The following is an 18,680-nucleotide window of genomic DNA, read 5'->3' as shown; positions in this document are numbered from 1 at the left end:
TCCTCACGACCGGATCGGCTCGACCTTGCGCGAGCCGATGCGGTCGAGGTACCGCACGGCCCGCGTGACGGCCTCGCGCCCGGCACGGTTCGCACCCACGGTCGACTGCGACGGGCCGAAGCCGATCAGGTGCACGCGCGGCTCGCCGGCCACCTGCGTGCCGCGCATCGCGATGCCGCCGAGCTCGTTGCGCAGGTACAGCGGATCGAGGTGACGCACGTCGGGGCGGAAGCCCGTGGCCCACACGATCGCGTCGAGCGGAGTGAAGGTGCCGTCGGCCTCGCGCACGCCGTCCGGCTCGATGCGCGTGAACATCGGGCGGCGGACGAGAGCGCCGCGATCGCGTGCCGCGCGGGCGGAGCTCGACCACCCCAGCCCGGTGTAGCCCACGATGCTACCCGTGGGCCGCCCCGCCTCGACGTCGGCCGTGACCTTCTCGATCGTGCTCCGGCCGGTGGTCTCGGGATCGAACTCCCCCTCGATGAACACCGGCTCGCGCCGCGTGTACCAGAACGTCTGCGCGACGCGCGAGATCTCCTCGAGGTGCTGCACCGCCGAGATCCCGCCGCCCACGATCGCGACGCGCTGCCCCGCGAACTCGTCGAGCGATCCGTACTCACGCGTGTGCAGCTGGCGCCCGCGGAACGTCTCCTGGCCCGGATACGCCGGCCGCACCGGGTTGTCCCATGTGCCGGTGGCGTTGATGAGGACTCGGGCGATCCACGTGCCGCCGTCGGTGCGCACGACGAGGTCCCCGTCCTCCTCGTCGTCCGCGAAGTCGACGCTCTCGACCCGCACGGGCCGCAGGATCGGAAGATCGAACCGCTGCTCGAAGGCGGCGAAGTAGCGGGGCACGGCGTCGCGGCTGGGCTCGTCCGGATCCATGTCGGGCTGCGCGAGCCCGGGCAGGTCGAAGATGCGGTTCAGGCCGGAGACGGTGAGAGACGCCCACCGGTGCCGCCACGCGCCGCCGGGTGCCGGGTTCGCGTCGAGCACGACGTATGTGCGGTCCGCGCCCGGGTCATCGATCGCGCTCACGAACCCGGCGCGCCGCAGGTGGAACGCGGCGGAGAGCCCCGCCTGCCCGGCGCCGATCACGACGACGCTCGCGCGCCGGCCTGCGTTCTCCCCCACGATCCTTTCAACCGCATGGATCGCGCGGTCATTCCCGCGCCCATGGCTGGCAGACTCGGAGCGTGACCGAGGCGGACTGGCCGGCGTACTACCGACGCGTCGCGGGGCGCGCCGTGCGCCCCTTCGCCGTGCGCGCGGCGGCCGCCACGTCGCCCGGCTTCGCGGTCGACCTCGGATGCGGCGACGGCACCGAGAGCCAGTGGCTCGTCGAGCAGGGATGGCGCGTCCTCGCCGTCGACCGCGAGGAGGAGGCGATCCGACGGGTGACGCACCGCACGGCTGGCCGAGCCGCCGTCGAATGCGCGGATCTCGCCAACTACACGCCACCGGCCGCCGACCTCGTGCTGGCGTGCGCCGCGCTCCCCTTCATCCCGCCCGACCGCTTCGACGACGCGTGGGCGCGCATCCGCGGCGCCGTGCGCCCCGGCGGGATCCTCGCCGTCGAGCTCTTCGGCGATCGCGACTCGTGGGCCGGCGACCCCGGCATGACGTTCCACAGCCGGGCGGACGTCGAGGGGCTGACCGCCGCCATCGAGATCGTGCTCCTCGAGGAGCGGGAGTTCGACGGGCCGAGCGGCCGGGGGCCCAAGCACTGGCACCGCTTCGAGGTGATCGCCCGCGCCTGATTCCGGCGATCGAGGAGCTCTCGGCTCGAGAGGAGGATCGCGCGGCCCGACCTCCTCGCGAACCGGGATCCCCTCGCCAGCGGCGAACCGCGGCCCCGGGATCACCGCCCGGAAACGCGAAACGGGCCTCCCAAAGGAGGCCCGTTCACGCGATCGGGATTCTCAGAAGTCCCAGTCGTCGTCCTCGGTGGCGACGGCCTTGCCGATGACGTACGACGAGCCCGAGCCGCTGAAGAAGTCGTGGTTCTCGTCGGCGTTGGGCGACAGGGCCGACAGGATCGCCGGGTTCACGTCGGTGACGCTCGAGGGGAACATCGCCTCGTAGCCCAGGTTCATGAGGGCCTTGTTGGCGTTGTAGTGCAGGAACTTCTTGACGTCCTCGGTCAGGCCGACCTGGTCGTAGAGGTCCTGCGTGTACTGCACCTCGTTGTCGTAGAGCTCGTAGAGCAGCGAGAACGTGTAGTCCTTGATCTCGTCGCGCTTGGCCTGGTCGACCTGCTCGAGCCCCTTCTGGAACTTGTAGCCGATGTAGTAGCCGTGCACGGCCTCGTCGCGGATGATGAGGCGGATCAGGTCGGCCGTGTTCGTCAGCTTCGCCCGCGAAGACCAGTGCATCGGCAGGTAGAAGCCCGAGTAGAACAGGAAGCTCTCGAGCAGGGTCGAGGCGACCTTGCGCTTGAGCGGCTCGTCGCCACGGTAGTACTCCATGACGATCTGGGCCTTCTTCTGCAGGTTGGGGTTCTCCACCGACCAGCGGAACGCCTCGTCGATCTCCTGCGTCGAGCACAGGGTCGAGAAGATCGACGAGTAGCTCTTGGCGTGCACCGACTCCATGAACGCGATGTTCGTGTAGACGGCCTCCTCGTGCGGGGTCACCGCGTCGGGGATGAGCGAGACCGCGCCGACCGTGGCCTGTACGGTGTCGAGCAGCGTGAGGCCCGTGAACACGCGCATCGTGAGCTGCTGCTCCTCGGGCGTGAGGGTGTTCCACGACTGGATGTCGTTGGACAGCGGGATCTTCTCCGGCAGCCAGAAGTTGCCCGTGAGGCGGTTCCACACCTCGACGTCCTTCTCGTCCTGGATGCGGTTCCAGTTGATGGCCTGGACGTGATCCAGGAGCTTGAGCGTCTCCGTCATCGTTCTTTCTTCTCTCGGAAATCCCTGATCAGCCGCTCAGAGCGTGCAGCTGACGCAGCCCTCGACCTCGGTGCCCTCGAGGGCCATCTGGCGCAGGCGGATGTAGTAGATCGTCTTGATGCCCTTGCGCCAGGCGTAGATCTGGGCCTTGTTGATGTCGCGGGTGGTGGCGGTGTCCTTGAAGAACAGCGTCAGCGACAGGCCCTGGTCCACGTGCTGGGTCGCCGCGGCGTAGGTGTCGATGACCTTCTCGTAGCCGATCTCGTACGCGTCCTGGTAGTACTCGAGGTTGTCGTTCGTCATGAACGGCGCCGGGTAGTAGACGCGACCGAGCTTGCCTTCCTTGCGGATCTCGATCTTCGACGTGATCGGGTGGATCGACGCCGTCGAGTTGTTGATGTACGAGATCGATCCGGTCGGCGGCACCGCCTGCAGGTTCTGGTTGTAGATGCCGTACTGCTGGATCGAGGCCTTCAGCTCGCGCCAGTCGTCCTGCGTGGGGATGTGGTGACCGGCGAACATCTCCTTGACCTTGGCGGTCTTCGGCTCCCACACCTGGTCGATGTACTTGTCGAAGAACTCGCCCGAGGCGTAGGTCGAGTCCTCGAAGCCCTCGAACGCGACCCCGCGCTCCTTCGCGATGTTGTTCGAGGCGCGCAGCGCGTGGAACAGCACCGTGTAGAAGTAGATGTTCGTGAAGTCGATGCCCTCTTCGGAGCCGTAGAACACGCGCTCGCGAGCGAGGTAGCCGTGCAGGTTCATCTGGCCCAGGCCGATGGCGTGCGAGCGGTCGTTGCCGTCCTCGATCGAGCGCACCGAGCGGATGTGGCTCTGGTCGCTGACCGCGGTGAGGGCGCGGATGGCCGTCTCGACCGTGAGGCCGAAGTCGGGCGAGTCCATCGCCAGCGCGATGTTCAGCGACCCGAGGTTGCACGAGATGTCCTTGCCGATCTGGTCGTACGAGAGGTCCTCGTTCAGCGTGGTCGGCGTGTTCACCTGCAGGATCTCGCTGCAGAGGTTGGACATGTTGATCCGGCCCTTGATCGGGTTGGCCGCGTTCACCGTGTCCTCGAACATGATGTACGGGTAGCCCGACTCGAACTGGATCTCGGCGAGGGTCTGGAAGAACTTGCGCGCGTTGATCTTCGTCTTCTTGATGCGCGGGTCGTCGACCATCTCGCGGTACTTCTCGGTGACCGAGATGTCGCCGAACGGCACGCCGTAGACGCGCTCGACGTCGTACGGCGAGAACAGGTACATGTCCTCGTCGTTCTTGGCGAGCTCGAACGTGATGTCCGGGATCACGACGCCCAGCGAGAGCGTCTTGATGCGGATCTTCTCGTCGGCGTTCTCGCGCTTGGTGTCGAGGAACTTCATGATGTCGGGGTGGTGCGCCGAGAGGTACACCGCGCCCGCGCCCTGACGCGCGCCGAGCTGGTTGGCGTAGCTGAACGAGTCCTCGAGCAGCTTCATGACGGGGATGATGCCGCTGGACTGGTTCTCGATCTGCTTGATCGGAGCGCCCGCCTCGCGGATGTTCGACAGCAGCAGCGCCACGCCGCCGCCGCGCTTGGACAGCTGCAGCGCGGAGTTGATGCCGCGGGCGATCGACTCCATGTTGTCCTCGATGCGCAGCAGGAAGCAGCTGACGAGCTCGCCGCGCTGCGCCTTGCCGGCGTTGAGGAACGTGGGGGTGGCCGGCTGGAAGCGACCCGAGATGATCTCGGCCGCGAGCTTCATGGCCAGGTCCTGGTCGCCGTCGGCGAGGGCGAGCGCGGTCATGACCACGCGGTCCTCGAAGCGCTCGAGGTAGCGCTTGCCGTCGAAGGTCTTCAGCGTGTAGCTCGTGTAGTACTTGAACGCGCCGAGGAAGGTCTCGAAGCGGAACTTCTGCGCGTAGGTGAAGTCGTTGAGCTTCTGGATGAACTCGAACGGGTACTTCTCGAGGACTGCGCCCTCGTAGTACTCCTTCTCGACCAGGTAGTCGAGACGCTCCTTGAGGGAGTGGAAGAACACCGTGTTCTGGTTGACGTGCTGCAGGAAGTACTCCCGTGCGGCGCGCTTGTCGGCGTCGAACTGGATCTTCCCGTTCTCGTCGTACAGGTTCAGCATCGCGTTCAGGGCGTGGTAGTCCATGCCGTCGAACTTGACGTTGTGCTTGAAGTCCATGTCGGTTGTCAGTGCTGCAGCTTCCACCATCGTTCCAATCCGTCGCTCACGCGATCGACGTCGTCTGCCGTGCCGAAGAGTTCAAGCCGATACAGGTGCGGCACGTCGCACTTGCGGCTGATGATGTCGCCGGCGATGCAGAAGCCCTCGCCGAAGTTGGTGTTGCCTGCCGAGATGACGCCGCGGATCCAGCGCCGGTTGCCTTCCTCGTTGAGGAAGCGGATGACCTGCTTCGGGACGGCGCCGTTGCCGTCACCTCCGCCATAGGTCGGTGTGACGAGAACGAACGGCTCGTCCACGTGGAGCGGCTCATCCGAGCGATGGAGCGGGATCCGCTCGGCACGCATGCCGAGCTTCTCGATGAAGCGCGCCGTGTTGCCCGACACGCTCGAGAAGAACACGAGCAGGGGCACCTCGGCGGCGGTGGCCGTCGCGATCATCGTTCACCCCGTTCCCGAGATCCGCCGAAGGATGAGTCGACCGGACGCGGGTGCGTCAGGCCAGACGAGCGGCGAGCTCGTCGATCTTGTCGGGACGGAACCCCGACCAGTGGTCCTCGTCGGTGACGACGACGGGCGCCTGCAGGTAGCCGAGCGCCTTGACCTGCTCGAGGGCGTTCGGGTCCTGCGAGAGGTCGGTGACTTCGTACTCGATGCCCTTGGAGTCGAGGGCACGGTAGGTGGCCGTGCACTGGACGCAGGAGGGCTTGGTGTAAACCGTGATCGCCATGATCTCTTCCCCTTGAATCGCTGTGTGCCCGGCGTTCCCCCACCGGGACCTCAATACTACATATGGGTGCCGACATTCCGGCGCACCACAAGGACTAGTAGTTACAAGCGTGTCATTTTCCACCGCTCTCCACCACCCGCCCACAGGTTTCTCCACCGATCCGTCCACAGTCGGCGCCCCCACGCGACCGTCGGGAATCGCCTGATCCACGGGCATTCGCCCGCCGCGGCGGACCGCTCTCCACAGTTCGGACGATACGAGGGGCCTCCGACACGCGCGCCCCTGTGGAGATCCGTCGACGGCGTGTCGCGGCGTGTCGTGAGCGCGCCTGCCGAGCATCCGCCCAGCCCCCGGGCGGTAGCGTGGTGACGTGGCGGGGTACCGGGATCTTCTGCGCACGCGGGGCGTCGCGCGCATCATCGCAGCGCAGCTGACCGCACGGTTCCCGGGCGGCATGCTGACGCTCGCCGTGCTGCTGCACATCGAGCACCTGACGCACTCCTACGGGGCCGCCGGCACCGTGCTCGCGGCCGTGTCGATCGGCCAGGCGGTGGCCGGCCCGCTCACGAGCCGCTGGATGGGCGCGTGGGGCATGCGGCCGGTGCTCATCCTCACCACCGCCGTGCAGGCCGTGGCGCTGCTCGTGCTCGCCCTCGCCGGGCTGCCCGTTCCCGCGCTCGTCGTGTGTGGCGTCGTGATCGGCCTGTCGACCCCGCCGGTGCAGCCGGCCGTGCGCACCATCTATCCGAAGATGGTCAACGCCTCGCGCCTCACGCGCCTGTTCTCGCTCGATGCCTCGCTGCAGGAGATCATCTGGGTCGTCGCCCCCGTGCTGACGACGTTCGTGGCCATCCAGATCAGCACGGTGCTCGCGCTGCTGCTCATCGTCGCGTTCCTGCTCGCGGGCGGCGCGTGGTTCATCTTCTCCCCCGAGGTCGGCCGGGTGCGCATCCCGCGCAGCCGCCACGCCCTCGGGCGCGTGCTGCGCAAGCCCGCCGTCATCCTCTCGACCGTGGTGGGTGCCATCATGCTCGCGGCGATCTCGTCGCTCGAGACCGGCATCGTCGCCGCCTACGGCGAGGGCGGGCTGGAGTCCGGCCTCATCCTCGCGGTGTTCGCGGCCGGCAGCCTGGTGGGCGGCCTCGGCTTCGGTCACCTGCCCATGGGCCCGTGGTCGGCCGCGCGGCGCCTGGCGATCATGGCGTTCGGCATCGCGCTCACCCTCATCTCGCTCAACGCCTGGTGGCTCGGCGTCTCGGTGCTCGTGGCGGGCATGGGCATCGCGCCCGTGTTCGCGCTGACGTTCTCGATCGTCTCGGCGAGCGTGCGCTTCAGCGAGACGGCCGAGGCCTACGGCTGGCTCAACACCGGCCAGCTCATCGGGGCGGCGCTCGGCTCGGCGGTCGCGGGCTTCGTGATCGACGGGGTCGGCCCGTCGGCGGCGTTCTGGGTCGCCACCGGGTTCGCGGCGCTGGCGGTGCTCGTGGCCGCGGCGTGCGTGCGCGGCTTCCCCGACCTGCGGGGCCGCGACGCGAGCCCGCAGCCCGACACCGGCATGATCCAGACGGTCACCGGCAGCTTCCGCACGCCCTGACCCGCGCCGGTGCCGTGCCTGCGTCATAGGCTGACGGCATGATCTTTCCCGTCGCCCTGCCCCGTCTGACGTGGGGCGCGCCGGATGCTCCCCGCCACGCGCTGCTCGTGCACGGACTGGGGTCGTCGGCCGCCCTGATGTGGCGCTACGGCGTCGCCCTGGCCGAGGACGGCTGGTGCGCCACCGCGGTGGACCTGCGCGGTCACGGCGACGCACCGCGCGCGCTGGACTACTCGATCGCGGCCTACGCCGCCGACCTCGTGGCCACGGGCCGCGAGGACGGCTGGCCGTGGGACCTCGTCATCGGCCACTCGCTGGGCGGCGCCGCGTCGACCTCCGCGTCCGCGCAGGATCCCGAGTGGACCCGCCGCCTCGTGCTGATCGATCCCGCGATCCACCTCGTCGACCGCGATGCCGAGGTCATCCGCGCGAGCCAGCAGCGGGCCTTCGACGACAACCGCGCCGAGCAGGTGCGCGAGGAGCACCCGCACTGGCACGAGCAGGACGTCGAGCTCAAGGTCGACGCCGTCGCCCGCGCGAGCCGCTGGGCAGTGGAGCAGACCGGCGCCCAGAACCTCGACGCCTGGGACGTGCGGGCCGACGCGGCCCGGCTGGCGGTGCCGACGCACGTGATCGGTGCCGATCCCGAGGTGTACAGCATCTTCGACGGCGCGCTGGCCCGCGAAGTGCTCGCCGCCAACCCGCGCATCACGATGTCGGTGATCCCCCGCGCCGGGCACTCGCCGCACCGCGATCGCCCGGAGGAGACGATCGCGCGACTGCGCGAGGTACTCGCCTCGGACGCCTTCGCGGACGACGAGGAGCTCGGCGATGCGGAGCTCGGCGCGCGGAGCGCGGCGCGATGACATTCGACCCTGCCGCCCACCTCCCCGACGACCTGCTCGAGCGCATCCGCTCCCGCGCGGCCGGGGTGGATGCGGCGAACGCGTTCCCCGAGGAGGACCTCGCCGAGCTGCGCGAGGCCGGGTACCTCGCGATCCTCGTGCCCGCCGACCGGGGCGGCGCCGGACTGAACCTCGCGCAGGCCGCCGTGCTGCAGCAGCGGCTCGCCACGGCGGCGCCCGCCACGGCGCTCGCGGTCAACATGCATCTCGTGTGGACCGGCGTGGCGAAGATCCTGCGCGATCGCGGCATCGACGACCTCGCGTTCGTGCAGCACGGCGCCGCGGCCGGCGAGGTGTTCGCGTTCGGGATCAGCGAGGCCGGCAACGACCTCGTGCTCTTCGGCAGCGACACCGATGCCGTGCCGAACCCCGATGGCTCGTACGCCTTCACGGGCACGAAGATCTTCACCTCGCTCGCGCCGGTGTGGACCCAGCTGGGCCTGCACGGGCTGGACGCCTCCGACCCCGACGATCCGACGCTCGTGTTCGCCTTCGTGCCGCGATCGGAGGCCGTGGTCACGCGCGATGATTGGGACACCCTCGGCATGCGCGGCACGCAGAGTCGCACCACCGAGCTGCGCGGCGCCATCGCCCCCGCGGATCGCGTCGTGCGCCGCGTGCCGCCGGGCCCGTCGGCCGATCCGCTCGTGTTCGGGATCTTCGCCGCCTTCGAGCTGCTGCTCGCCTCGGTCTATACCGGGATCGCGCGCCGTTCACTGGATCTCGCCGTCGACTCCGCGCGCCGGCGCACCTCGAAGAGGACGGGCCTGCCGCAGAGCCAGGACCCCGACGTCCGCCGCCGCGTGGCCGCGATGGGCCTGGCCTACGACGCCCTGCCGCCGCAGATCGCCGCCCTCGCGCGCGATGTCGACGAGCTCGCCGACCACGGCGCGCGCTGGTTCACGCTGCTGTCGGGCGTGAAGCACCGCGCGACGGCGGCGGCCAAGGCGATCGTCGACGACGCGATGCTCGTGGCCGGCGGATCGTCGTACTTCGCCGCGAACGAGCTGTCGCGCCTGTACCGCGACGTGCTCGCGGGCGGGTTCCATCCCTCCGACCCCGAGTCGGCGCACGCCACGGCGGCGTCGTACTGGCTGGGGCCGCTCGAGGCCTGAGGCTCAGCGCCCGTCGAAGTCGAACGCGCGCAGCAGCTCCTCGACGGCCTGCTCGCGGTCGTCTCCCCCGTGCTCGAACATGTGGGTGACGTGGGTGCGCAGGTGGTTCTCGAGCAGCAGGCGGTTGAGCGACTCGAGCGAGCGCTGGATGGCACGGGACTGCGTGATGATGTCCATGCAGTAGTCCTCGTTCTCGATCATCCGCCCGAGCCCGCGCAGCTGGCCCTCGAGGATCCGGGTGCGGTGCAGCGCGCGCTTCTGGATGTCTTCGATCACGCAGTCACTGTACTCCGGCAGCCTCCGCGTCCGGCGTGTCAGGATGGCCCCATGGCGCGCACCCCGACCGAGCTGCTCTCGCCCGCCGACCAGGATCGCCGCCGCGCGCTGGCGGGCATGAAGGCCGTGGCGATCGGCGCCCTGCTGGCCACCGCCGCGCTGTTCGTGATCGGCTTCGTGGGGCAGGAGCGGATCCCCGCCCTCGCCTATGTGCGCGCGGCGGGCGAGGGCGGCATGGTCGGTGCGCTGGCCGACTGGTTCGCGGTGACGGCGCTCTTCCGCCGGCCGCTGGGTCTGCCCATCCCGCACACGGCCATCATCCCCACTCGCAAGGACGAGATCGGCCGGTCGCTGGGCGAGTTCGTGGAGACGAACTTCCTCTCCGAGCCGGTGGTGCGCACCAAGCTCGAGGCCACCGCGATCTCCGCGCGGCTGGGCGCGTGGCTGGCCGAGCCGGCGCACGCGGAGCGCGTCGCCTCGGAGGGCGCCGCGATGGCGCGCGGGGTGCTGTCCGCGCTGAGCGACGACGACGTGCAGGACGTGATCGAGTCGCTCGCCCGCGAGCACCTCATCGCGCCCGACTGGGGCGGTCCCCTCGGTGCGTGGCTCGAGAAGCTGGTCGAGGCCGACGCGCACCGCAGCGCGGTGGATCTGGCCGCCGACAGCATCGCGACGTGGCTGGCGGGCAACCGCGCGGCGTTCGACGGGCTCGTCTCGCGCCGGCTGCCCTCATGGGTGCCCTCGCTCGCACATCGCTTCGTCGACGAGACCGTGTACCGCGAGGCGGTGGCGTTCGTCGATGCGGTACGGGCCGATCCCGCTCACCCGGCGCGCGGCGCGGTGACCGACTACCTCGCCAAGCTCGCACAGAACCTGCAGCACGATCCTGTCACCCGCGCGCGCCTGTCGGGCGCCAAGGAGACGGTGTTCGACAGCCCGCGCGTCCGCGAGCTCGCCGGCGCCGCCTGGGGCACCGCCAAGGACGGGCTGATCCGCTCGCTGGAGGACGCGGACAGCGCGCTGCGCCAGCGCATCCGCGATGTCATCGCGGATCTCGGTGCGCGCCTGTCCACCGACGACGCCCTGCAGAAGCGCGTGGACGGCTTCCTCACCGAGGCGGCGGTGTTCCTCGTCGATCGATACCGGCACGACATCGCGTCGCTCATCACCGACACGGTGGAGAGGTGGGACGCCGACGAGACGACGGAGAAGATCGAGCTGATGGTGGGCCGCGACCTCCAGTACATCCGCCTCAACGGCACCGTGGTCGGCGCCCTGGCCGGCGTGGTGATCTACGCGATCGCGCACGCACTGCTGGGCTGAGCGCCCCCTTCCGGAAACGCAAAAAGGCCCCTCCGAAGAGGGGCCTGAAAGCCGAAAGGCCGCCCTGCGTTGGGCGGCCTTTCGTGAAGTGGTGTCCGGCGGTGTCCTACTCTCCCACAAGGTCCCCCTTGCAGTACCATCGGCGCTGAGAGGCTTAGCTTCCGGGTTCGGAATGTGACCGGGCGTTTCCCTCTCGCTATGACCGCCGAAACTCTTTCGATGTTTCAGCACATCAACACGATTCGTGTTGGTGTGGTTGCCCGTACATCGGGAACCACATAGTGGACGCGAGTTATCTCTCGGAAAGAAGAAGTTGTAAGTCGTCGGCTTATTAGTACCAGTCAGCTACACACATTGCTGTGCTTCCACGTCTGGCCTATCAACCCAGTAGTCTGCTGGGAGCCTCTCGCCCGCAAGGGGCATGGAAGTCTCATCTTGAGGCCGGCTTCCCGCTTAGATGCTTTCAGCGGTTATCCATCCCGAACGTAGCCAAACAGCGGTGCCCTTGGCAGGACAACTGTCACACCAGAGGTTCGTCCAACCCGGTCCTCTCGTACTAGGGTCAGATCCTCTCAAACTTCCTACGCGCGCAGCGGATAGGGACCGAACTGTCTCACGACGTTCTAAACCCAGCTCGCGTACCGCTTTAATGGGCGAACAGCCCAACCCTTGGGACCTACTCCAGCCCCAGGATGCGACGAGCCGACATCGAGGTGCCAAACCATGCCGTCGATATGGACTCTTGGGCAAGATCAGCCTGTTATCCCCGAGGTACCTTTTATCCGTTGAGCGACAGCGCTTCCACAAGCCACTGCCGGATCACTAGTCCCGACTTTCGTCCCTGCTCGACCTGTCAGTCTCACAGTCAAGCTCCCTTGTGCACTTACACTCGCCACCTGATTGCCAACCAGGTTGAGGGAACCTTTGGGCGCCTCCGTTACTCTTTGGGAGGCAACCGCCCCAGTTAAACTACCCACCAGGCACTGTCCCTGAACCGGATTACGGTTCGAAGTTAGACATCCAGAGTGACCAGAGTGGTATTTCAACAACGACTCCACAAACACTGGCGTGTCTGCTTCACAGTCTCCCACCTATCCTACACAAGCCACACCGAACACCAATACCAAGCTGTAGTAAAGGTCACGGGGTCTTTCCGTCCTGCTGCGCGTAACGAGCATCTTTACTCGTAATGCAATTTCGCCGAGTTCGTGGTTGAGACAGTTGGGAAGTCGTTACGCCATTCGTGCAGGTCGGAACTTACCCGACAAGGAATTTCGCTACCTTAGGATGGTTATAGTTACCACCGCCGTTTACCGGGGCTTAAATTCCGAGCTTCGCCTTGCGGCTAACCCATCCTCTTAACCTTCCGGCACCGGGCAGGCGTCAGTCCGTATACATCGTCTTGCGACTTGGCACGGACCTGTGTTTTTAATAAACAGTCGCTACCCACTGGTCTCTGCGGCCCACACACGCTTTCGGAGCAAGTCCTAATACGCGCTGGGCCCCCCTTCTCCCGAAGTTACGGGGGCATTTTGCCGAGTTCCTTAACCACGATTATCTCGATCTCCTTGGTATTCTCTACCTGACCACCTGAGTCGGTTTGGGGTACGGGCGGCTGGAACCTCGCGTCGATGCTTTTCTTGGCAGCAGAGGATCACCCACTTTTTATCCGCATCGTGTCTCAGCCTGTATGAGAGGCGGATTTGCCTACCTCTCGGCCTACGCACTTGCACCAGGACAACCATCGCCTGGCTTGGGCTACCTTCCTGCGTCACACCTGTTAATACGCTAACCGCACCAGCATGGGGTCGCGCGCTAGGCCACCCGGTGTCACCCGAAGGTGACGGTGGATGGATTCGGGCGCTTAGCACCACTGGATTGGCTTGGGCGGTTCTTCGCCGGTACGGGAATATCAACCCGTTGTCCATCGACTACGCCTGTCGGCCTCGCCTTAGGTCCCGACTTACCCAGGGAAGATTAGCTTGACCCTGGAACCCTTGGTCTTTCGGAGGACGTGTTTCTCACACGTCATTCGCTACTCATGCCTGCATTCTCACTCGTGTGGCCTCCACGGCTGGATCACTCCGCCGCTTCGCTGGCCACACGACGCTCTCCTACCCATCAACACGGCTGGACCACGAAGGCCTACCAAAAGTGTCAATGCCGCAACTTCGGTGGTGTGCTTGAGCCCCGTTACATTGTCGGCGCGGAATCACTTGACCAGTGAGCTATTACGCACTCTTTCAAGGGTGGCTGCTTCTAAGCCAACCTCCTGGTTGTCTAAGCAACTCCACATCCTTTCCCACTTAGCACACGCTTTGGGACCTTAGTTGGCGATCTGGGTTGTTTCCCTCTCGACTATGAAGCTTATCCCCCACAGTCTCACTGCTGCGCTCTCACTTACCGGCATTCGGAGTTTGGCTGACGTCAGTAACCTGGTGAGGCCCATCGGCCATCCAGTAGCTCTACCTCCGGCAAGAAACACGCAACGCTGCACCTAAATGCATTTCGGAGAGAACCAGCTATCACGAAGTTTGATTGGCCTTTCACCCCTATCCACAGCTCATCCCCTCAGTTTTCAACCTAAGTGGGTTCGGTCCTCCACGACGTCTTACCGTCGCTTCAACCTGGCCATGGATAGATCACTTCGCTTCGGGTCTAGGACACGCGACTGAATCGCCCTATTCAGACTCGCTTTCGCTACGGCTTCCCCACACGGGTTAACCTCGCCACGTATCACTAACTCGCAGGCTCATTCTTCAAAAGGCACGCCGTCACCACAACCAGGGTGGCTCCGACGGTTTGTAAGCAAACGGTTTCAGGTACTATTTCACTCCCCTCCCGGGGTACTTTTCACCTTTCCCTCACGGTACTTGTCCGCTATCGGTCATCTGGGAGTATTTAGGCTTATCAGGTGGTCCTGACAGATTCACACGGGATTTCTCGGGCCCCGTGCTACTTGGGATCCCCACTACGCCAGAACACGCATTTCGACTACAGGGCTGGCACCTTCTCTGGCCGGCCATTCAAGACCGTTCGTCTACACGCTTCTGTCACGTCGAACCCTCGGCAGAAGGTTCAAGTGGGTCCCGCAACCCCGGGCATGCAACGCCTGCCGGCTATCACACACACCCGGTTTAGCCTCTTCCGCTTTCGCTCGCCACTACTCACGGAATCACGGTTGTTTTCTCTTCCTGTGGGTACTGAGATGTTTCACTTCCCCACGTTCCCTCTACCCGCCCTATATATTCAGGCGGGAGTCACCAGGTCACACAAGTGCGCCTGGCGGGGTTTCCCCATTCGGACATCCACGGATCAAAGCTCGCTTATCAGCTCCCCGAGGCTTATCGCAGATTGCTACGTCCTTCTTCGGCTCCAGATGCCAAGGCATCCACCGTTTGCTCTTAAAGACTTACAAAATCGCATGAGCCATAAACAAAAATGTCTATGTTCGCTTCTTTAAGATGCTCGCGTCCACTGTGTAGTTCTCAAAGTACGGGCGGCACCCACCCATCCACCGAAACACGGCTTCAAGATAGGTCCATCCGAAGGAGGCGCACACACAACCCAAAGGTCATGTGCCCGGTCCTTCAGGACCCAACAGCGTGCAGCCGCCCCGCTCACCAACCAACCCGTTCCAGCCACCGAAGCGACGTACTAGAGCCAGCCAGCTGCGCTGACGGCATGTCAAATGTTCCACCCATGAGCTAACCGGCATCACACATTCGGTGATGATCCGGCGCCTGGACACCCGAAGAGTGCCAGATGCTCCTTAGAAAGGAGGTGATCCAGCCGCACCTTCCGGTACGGCTACCTTGTTACGACTTAGTCCTAATTACCGATCCCACCTTCGACGGCTCCCTCCACAAGGGTTAGGCCACCGGCTTCAGGTGTTACCGACTTTCATGACTTGACGGGCGGTGTGTACAAGACCCGGGAACGTATTCACCGCAGCGTTGCTGATCTGCGATTACTAGCGACTCCGACTTCATGAGGTCGAGTTGCAGACCTCAATCCGAACTGGGACCGGCTTTTTGGGATTCGCTCCACCTCACGGTATTGCAGCCCTTTGTACCGGCCATTGTAGCATGCGTGAAGCCCAAGACATAAGGGGCATGATGATTTGACGTCATCCCCACCTTCCTCCGAGTTGACCCCGGCAGTATCCCCTGAGTTCCCACCATTACGTGCTGGCAACAGAGAACGAGGGTTGCGCTCGTTGCGGGACTTAACCCAACATCTCACGACACGAGCTGACGACAACCATGCACCACCTGTATACGAGTGTCCAAAGAGTTGACTATTTCTAGCCCGTTCTCGTATATGTCAAGCCTTGGTAAGGTTCTTCGCGTTGCATCGAATTAATCCGCATGCTCCGCCGCTTGTGCGGGTCCCCGTCAATTCCTTTGAGTTTTAGCCTTGCGGCCGTACTCCCCAGGCGGGGAACTTAATGCGTTAGCTGCGTCACGGAGACCGTGGAAAGGCCCCCACAACTAGTTCCCAACGTTTACGGGGTGGACTACCAGGGTATCTAAGCCTGTTTGCTCCCCACCCTTTCGCTCCTCAGCGTCAGTTACGGCCCAGAGATCTGCCTTCGCCATCGGTGTTCCTCCTGATATCTGCGCATTCCACCGCTACACCAGGAATTCCAATCTCCCCTACCGCACTCTAGTCTGCCCGTACCCACTGCAGGCTGGAGGTTGAGCCTCCAGTTTTCACAGCAGACGCGACAAACCGCCTACGAGCTCTTTACGCCCAATAATTCCGGATAACGCTTGCGCCCTACGTATTACCGCGGCTGCTGGCACGTAGTTAGCCGGCGCTTTTTCTGCAGGTACCGTCACTTTCGCTTCTTCCCTGCTAAAAGAGGTTTACAACCCGAAGGCCGTCATCCCTCACGCGGCGTTGCTGCATCAGGCTTTCGCCCATTGTGCAATATTCCCCACTGCTGCCTCCCGTAGGAGTCTGGGCCGTGTCTCAGTCCCAGTGTGGCCGGTCACCCTCTCAGGCCGGCTACCCGTCGACGCCTTGGTGAGCCATTACCTCACCAACAAGCTGATAGGCCGCGAGCCCATCCCCAACCGAAAAATCTTTCCCACCACAGGAGATGCCTCCGCGGTGCGTATCCGGTATTAGCAGTCGTTTCCGACTGTTATCCCAGAGTCAGGGGCAGGTTGCTCACGTGTTACTCACCCGTTCGCCACTGATCCACTCCAGCAAGCTGGAGCTTCACCGTTCGACTTGCATGTGTTAAGCACGCCGCCAGCGTTCATCCTGAGCCAGGATCAAACTCTCCGTAAAAAACGAAAGCCACAACACGACCGGGAAAACGATCACTGCTGCAGCGAGTTCAATCATGACCAAAAAAGGATGTCAAAACTGACTTCCAAAAATTGATCCAAAGGAATCTCACGACTGACCAAAGTCAGCCGACGAGGTTATTTGGCATTTGACAAGTGCACGCTGTTGAGTTCTCAAGGATCGGACGCACCCAGCCCCACGACTCCCGCCGTGGCCCTCCGGGGCATTCGTCCCACGAGTCAGACACCCTCCTGCGAGGATCTTCATCGGGGGTTTGTGTCGCTTGCTTGGGGTGGGAACCTTCCGGCTCAACCTCACCGCTTGGCGGCGACAGAGAAAACATTACGCCGTTGCGGGGGTTCGGGCAAACCGGGCCGTGCACCCGGGCGTGTCGCCCAGTCGTCACGGAGCGTTCATACGACCGAAACCTCCTGGTCCCGTGCGGGTTCGTGCCTCAGACTCGAGGCATGACCTCCCCCTCGCGCCCCCGTCGCCGCCGCGTCATCGCCCTGCTCGTCGCCCTCGCTCTGCTTGTCGTGGTGGGGGCCGTCGCCCTGATCTGGGGTCCCGCGTTCTATCGCGACGTGATCGTGGGCGAGCAGCCGGCGGCCCCGTCCGTGCCGTCCGACGGCGCGACGCCCTCGGCCGGCGCGGCGGTGTCGGACCTCACCGGCACCTGGGCCGTCGCCGACGGTTCGTTCGCGGGGTATCGCGTCGACGAGGTGCTCGCCGGCGAGGACGTCACGGTGGTCGGCCGCACCGAGGAGGTCTCGGGCACGGCGGTCATCGACGGGCTCGCCCTGCAGCAGGCGGAGTTCACCGTCGACGTCGCGAGCATCGCCACCGACGCCGCCGAGCGCGACGCGTACTTCCGCGACCAGGCGCTGTCGACGGACGAGTACCCTGAGGCGAGCTTCCGCCTGACCCAGCCGGTCGCCGTCACGGGGCCGGTCGCCGGCGGCACCGCCGCGTTCGATGCCGCCGGCGAGCTCACGCTGCGCGGCGTGACCCAGGCCGTCACGGTGCCGATCGAGGCCGTCTCGGATGGGGAGCGGATTCACGTGGCCGGCAGCATCCCGATCACGTTCGCCGACTACGGCGTCACCGCGCCGAACCTCGGCTTCGTGAGCGTGGAGCCCGAGGGCTTCGTCGAGTTCCAGCTGGTGTTCGAGCGCTCCTAGCGCGCGACCGCCGCAGCCGGCTCGTAAGGCGCGAGGCGTCGGGCGCGTGTCGTGGGCCGAGGCGATGAAGGCCTCGAGGGGCAGCACCGAGGTGTGCGCGGTCGGCCCGGTGCCGCTCGTCCGATCGGACACTTCTGAGCGCCGTCTCGACCATGTCGTTCATCGGCGGACGTCGAACTTCTCGATCGGAGTGCGCCGCCCCTGGCGCCACAGCTCGATCAGCTGCGCGTCCGACAGCATCGAGTTGCCGTAGAGCACCTCGTCACCCGGGGCGACGATGATCTGGCCCGTGCCGAACCCGCGCTGCCACACGTACACCGCCCCGAACTCCGGGAGGGGACGGAAGTCGAAGTCCTCGGTCGGGTTCACCTTGAGCAGCAGAGCGGAGCCCTGCTCGATCAGTTGCGACTCGGCGGGAGTCGGCACACGCTCCGGAAGATCGTCGGGATCCGGAGCGGTCTTCGGCGGGTCCAGCTCGTCCAGGTCGCGCGGCGGCCCGCCCATCTGCACCAGGAACGCCAGGTGCTCGACGAGTCTGCGACGCGTGAGGTTCGACACCTCGTTCGCACCGCCCGCCGACAACGGCAGCACGAACCCGAAGCACTCGTCGATCTCGGGCACGCCGAGCGCCGCGACGGCGTCGGCATACGCGACGCCGCGGCCATGGAAGTCACGGGCGAGGGGGCCGACCTGGGTGTCCTCGCTCACCAACAAGTCGAACGCCAGAACGGGGACGTTGAGGAAGTGCCGGTAGAAGCCGAACCGGAACAGAACGAGCGTCAGCTTGTGCTTCTCCGCGAGCGCGTGATCAGGGGTGTCGCTGTGGGCGACGACGAGGTCGCCCCACGCCGTCGCAAACAACGGCACCGCCCCCGGGATCGCCGGCAGCAGCTGATCCATCAACGGCAGCAGCGGCGCCGGATCGATCGCGCGGATGAAACCGTCCGCCGTGATCAGCTGGCCCTCGTCCTTCCAGACGTTCTCCAGATCGATCGACACGATGTGCCCGAAGCGCTCGATCGTCTCCTGTGAGACCGGACCTGCGACGGTGTACGGCACGGGAAAACTCATGCGAGGGTCCTCCTGACCTCCGAGCGGATGAAGCTCACGTTCTCAAACGTACGGGCGCCGAAGCACGATCGGCGATGGGCACCGCTCCCTCGCACCCGGAACCGCCCGGTGTCCGCCGC

Annotated in this window: 13 protein-coding genes and 3 rRNA genes; 6 read left to right on the top strand and 10 right to left on the bottom strand. The window is 65.4% G+C overall.

Features of this window, described 5'->3' with window-relative positions:
- Nucleotides 1-3 precede the first annotated feature (3 nt).
- Entirely contained in the window at nucleotides 4-1,134 is a 1,131-nt protein-coding gene (locus E3O41_RS03355) for an NAD(P)-binding domain-containing protein (RefSeq protein ID WP_067025430.1), read from the bottom strand.
- Nucleotides 1,135-1,196: 62 nt separating this feature from the next.
- On the opposite strand from E3O41_RS03355, the gene E3O41_RS03350 reads away from it, so the two are divergent.
- Nucleotides 1,197-1,760, top strand: coding sequence for a class I SAM-dependent methyltransferase (locus E3O41_RS03350; protein WP_067025427.1), 564 nt, complete (start codon nucleotides 1,197-1,199; stop codon nucleotides 1,758-1,760).
- Between the two features lie 162 nt (nucleotides 1,761-1,922).
- Here the strand turns inward: E3O41_RS03350 and nrdF are convergent, their stop codons facing one another.
- The 4 genes from nrdF to nrdH are packed head-to-tail and all read right to left on the bottom strand — an operon-like array spanning nucleotide 1,923 to nucleotide 5,795.
- Complete coding sequence (gene nrdF / locus E3O41_RS03345) at nucleotides 1,923-2,897, bottom strand: class 1b ribonucleoside-diphosphate reductase subunit beta (protein ID WP_067025424.1); 975 nt, start codon at nucleotides 2,895-2,897, stop codon at nucleotides 1,923-1,925.
- Between the two features lie 36 nt (nucleotides 2,898-2,933).
- Complete coding sequence (gene nrdE, locus E3O41_RS03340) at nucleotides 2,934-5,066, bottom strand: class 1b ribonucleoside-diphosphate reductase subunit alpha (RefSeq protein ID WP_099566287.1); 2,133 nt, start codon at nucleotides 5,064-5,066, stop codon at nucleotides 2,934-2,936.
- An 8-nt stretch (nucleotides 5,067-5,074) separates the two neighbouring features.
- Nucleotides 5,075-5,506 (bottom strand): class Ib ribonucleoside-diphosphate reductase assembly flavoprotein NrdI, encoded by a 432-nt coding sequence (gene nrdI / locus E3O41_RS03335; RefSeq protein ID WP_067025418.1) that lies wholly within the window; start codon nucleotides 5,504-5,506, stop codon nucleotides 5,075-5,077.
- A 55-nt stretch (nucleotides 5,507-5,561) separates the two neighbouring features.
- A complete protein-coding gene (gene nrdH, locus E3O41_RS03330; protein ID WP_067025415.1) occupies nucleotides 5,562-5,795 on the bottom strand; it encodes a glutaredoxin-like protein NrdH in 234 nt (77 codons plus the stop codon).
- A 370-nt stretch (nucleotides 5,796-6,165) separates the two neighbouring features.
- Between nrdH and E3O41_RS03325 the strand changes: the two genes are divergently transcribed.
- From E3O41_RS03325 to E3O41_RS03315, 3 genes are read left to right on the top strand one after another with little or no spacing between them, the layout of a single operon-like run.
- Nucleotides 6,166-7,389, top strand: coding sequence for an MFS transporter (locus tag E3O41_RS03325; RefSeq protein WP_067025412.1), 1,224 nt, complete (start codon nucleotides 6,166-6,168; stop codon nucleotides 7,387-7,389).
- 38 nt (nucleotides 7,390-7,427) lie between these two features.
- Nucleotides 7,428-8,255, top strand: a complete 828-nt coding sequence (locus E3O41_RS03320) for an alpha/beta fold hydrolase (RefSeq protein WP_135012017.1) — start codon at nucleotides 7,428-7,430, stop codon at nucleotides 8,253-8,255.
- Nucleotides 8,252-9,409: an acyl-CoA dehydrogenase family protein gene (locus E3O41_RS03315; RefSeq protein WP_067025409.1), complete on the top strand. Its 1,158-nt coding sequence runs from the start codon at nucleotides 8,252-8,254 to the stop codon at nucleotides 9,407-9,409. Before E3O41_RS03320 ends, E3O41_RS03315 begins: the two co-directional genes overlap by 4 nt.
- A gap of 3 nt (nucleotides 9,410-9,412) precedes the next feature.
- Here the strand turns inward: E3O41_RS03315 and E3O41_RS03310 are convergent, their stop codons facing one another.
- Nucleotides 9,413-9,685 (bottom strand): metal-sensitive transcriptional regulator, encoded by a 273-nt coding sequence (locus E3O41_RS03310; protein WP_067025406.1) that lies wholly within the window; start codon nucleotides 9,683-9,685, stop codon nucleotides 9,413-9,415.
- 51 nt (nucleotides 9,686-9,736) lie between these two features.
- On the opposite strand from E3O41_RS03310, the gene E3O41_RS03305 reads away from it, so the two are divergent.
- Entirely contained in the window at nucleotides 9,737-11,008 is a 1,272-nt protein-coding gene (locus E3O41_RS03305) for a DUF445 domain-containing protein (RefSeq protein ID WP_067025400.1), read from the top strand.
- A 93-nt stretch (nucleotides 11,009-11,101) separates the two neighbouring features.
- Here E3O41_RS03305 and rrf read toward each other — a convergent pair.
- The 3 genes from rrf to E3O41_RS03290 all read right to left on the bottom strand — a co-directional run bounded on the left by rrf (nucleotide 11,102) and on the right by E3O41_RS03290 (nucleotide 16,309).
- Nucleotides 11,102-11,218: ribosomal RNA gene (rrf, locus tag E3O41_RS03300) — 5S ribosomal RNA — on the bottom strand.
- A 101-nt stretch (nucleotides 11,219-11,319) separates the two neighbouring features.
- Nucleotides 11,320-14,426: ribosomal RNA gene (locus E3O41_RS03295) — 23S ribosomal RNA — on the bottom strand.
- 358 nt (nucleotides 14,427-14,784) lie between these two features.
- Nucleotides 14,785-16,309 (bottom strand): 16S ribosomal RNA (locus E3O41_RS03290).
- Together the 16S, 23S and 5S rRNA genes form the textbook arrangement of a ribosomal RNA operon.
- 467 nt (nucleotides 16,310-16,776) lie before the next feature.
- Between E3O41_RS03290 and E3O41_RS03285 the strand changes: the two genes are divergently transcribed.
- Complete coding sequence (locus E3O41_RS03285) at nucleotides 16,777-17,490, top strand: YceI family protein (RefSeq protein WP_067027422.1); 714 nt, start codon at nucleotides 16,777-16,779, stop codon at nucleotides 17,488-17,490.
- Between the two features lie 159 nt (nucleotides 17,491-17,649).
- Here E3O41_RS03285 and E3O41_RS03280 read toward each other — a convergent pair whose 3' ends face one another.
- The gene (locus tag E3O41_RS03280) at nucleotides 17,650-18,561 is read right to left on the bottom strand and encodes a T6SS immunity protein Tdi1 domain-containing protein (protein WP_083991012.1); all 912 of its coding nucleotides are present in this window, start codon (nucleotides 18,559-18,561) and stop codon (nucleotides 17,650-17,652) included.
- Nucleotides 18,562-18,680: the final 119 nt, after the last annotated feature.

It is taken from the genome of Microbacterium sediminis, from assembly GCF_004564075.1.
GTDB lineage: Bacteria > Actinomycetota > Actinomycetes > Actinomycetales > Microbacteriaceae > Microbacterium > Microbacterium sediminis.
This window is presented reverse-complemented; position numbering and strand designations above follow the sequence as displayed.

Bases quoted from the DNA above. Each gene is read 5' to 3' on its own strand.
- E3O41_RS03285 (WP_067027422.1), top strand. From the start codon at position 16,777: ATGACCTCCCCCTCGCGCCCCCGTCGCCGCCGCGTCATCGCCCTGCTC.
- nrdE (WP_099566287.1), bottom strand. From the start codon at position 5,066: ATGGACTTCAAGCACAACGTCAAGTTCGACGGCATGGACTACCACGCC.
- E3O41_RS03305 (WP_067025400.1), top strand. From the start codon at position 9,737: ATGGCGCGCACCCCGACCGAGCTGCTCTCGCCCGCCGACCAGGATCGC.
- E3O41_RS03315 (WP_067025409.1), top strand. From the start codon at position 8,252: ATGACATTCGACCCTGCCGCCCACCTCCCCGACGACCTGCTCGAGCGC.
- E3O41_RS03280 (WP_083991012.1), bottom strand. From the start codon at position 18,561: ATGAGTTTTCCCGTGCCGTACACCGTCGCAGGTCCGGTCTCACAGGAG.
- E3O41_RS03320 (WP_135012017.1), top strand. From the start codon at position 7,428: ATGATCTTTCCCGTCGCCCTGCCCCGTCTGACGTGGGGCGCGCCGGAT.
- nrdI (WP_067025418.1), bottom strand. From the start codon at position 5,506: ATGATCGCGACGGCCACCGCCGCCGAGGTGCCCCTGCTCGTGTTCTTC.
- nrdF (WP_067025424.1), bottom strand. From the start codon at position 2,897: ATGACGGAGACGCTCAAGCTCCTGGATCACGTCCAGGCCATCAACTGG.
- nrdH (WP_067025415.1), bottom strand. From the start codon at position 5,795: ATGGCGATCACGGTTTACACCAAGCCCTCCTGCGTCCAGTGCACGGCC.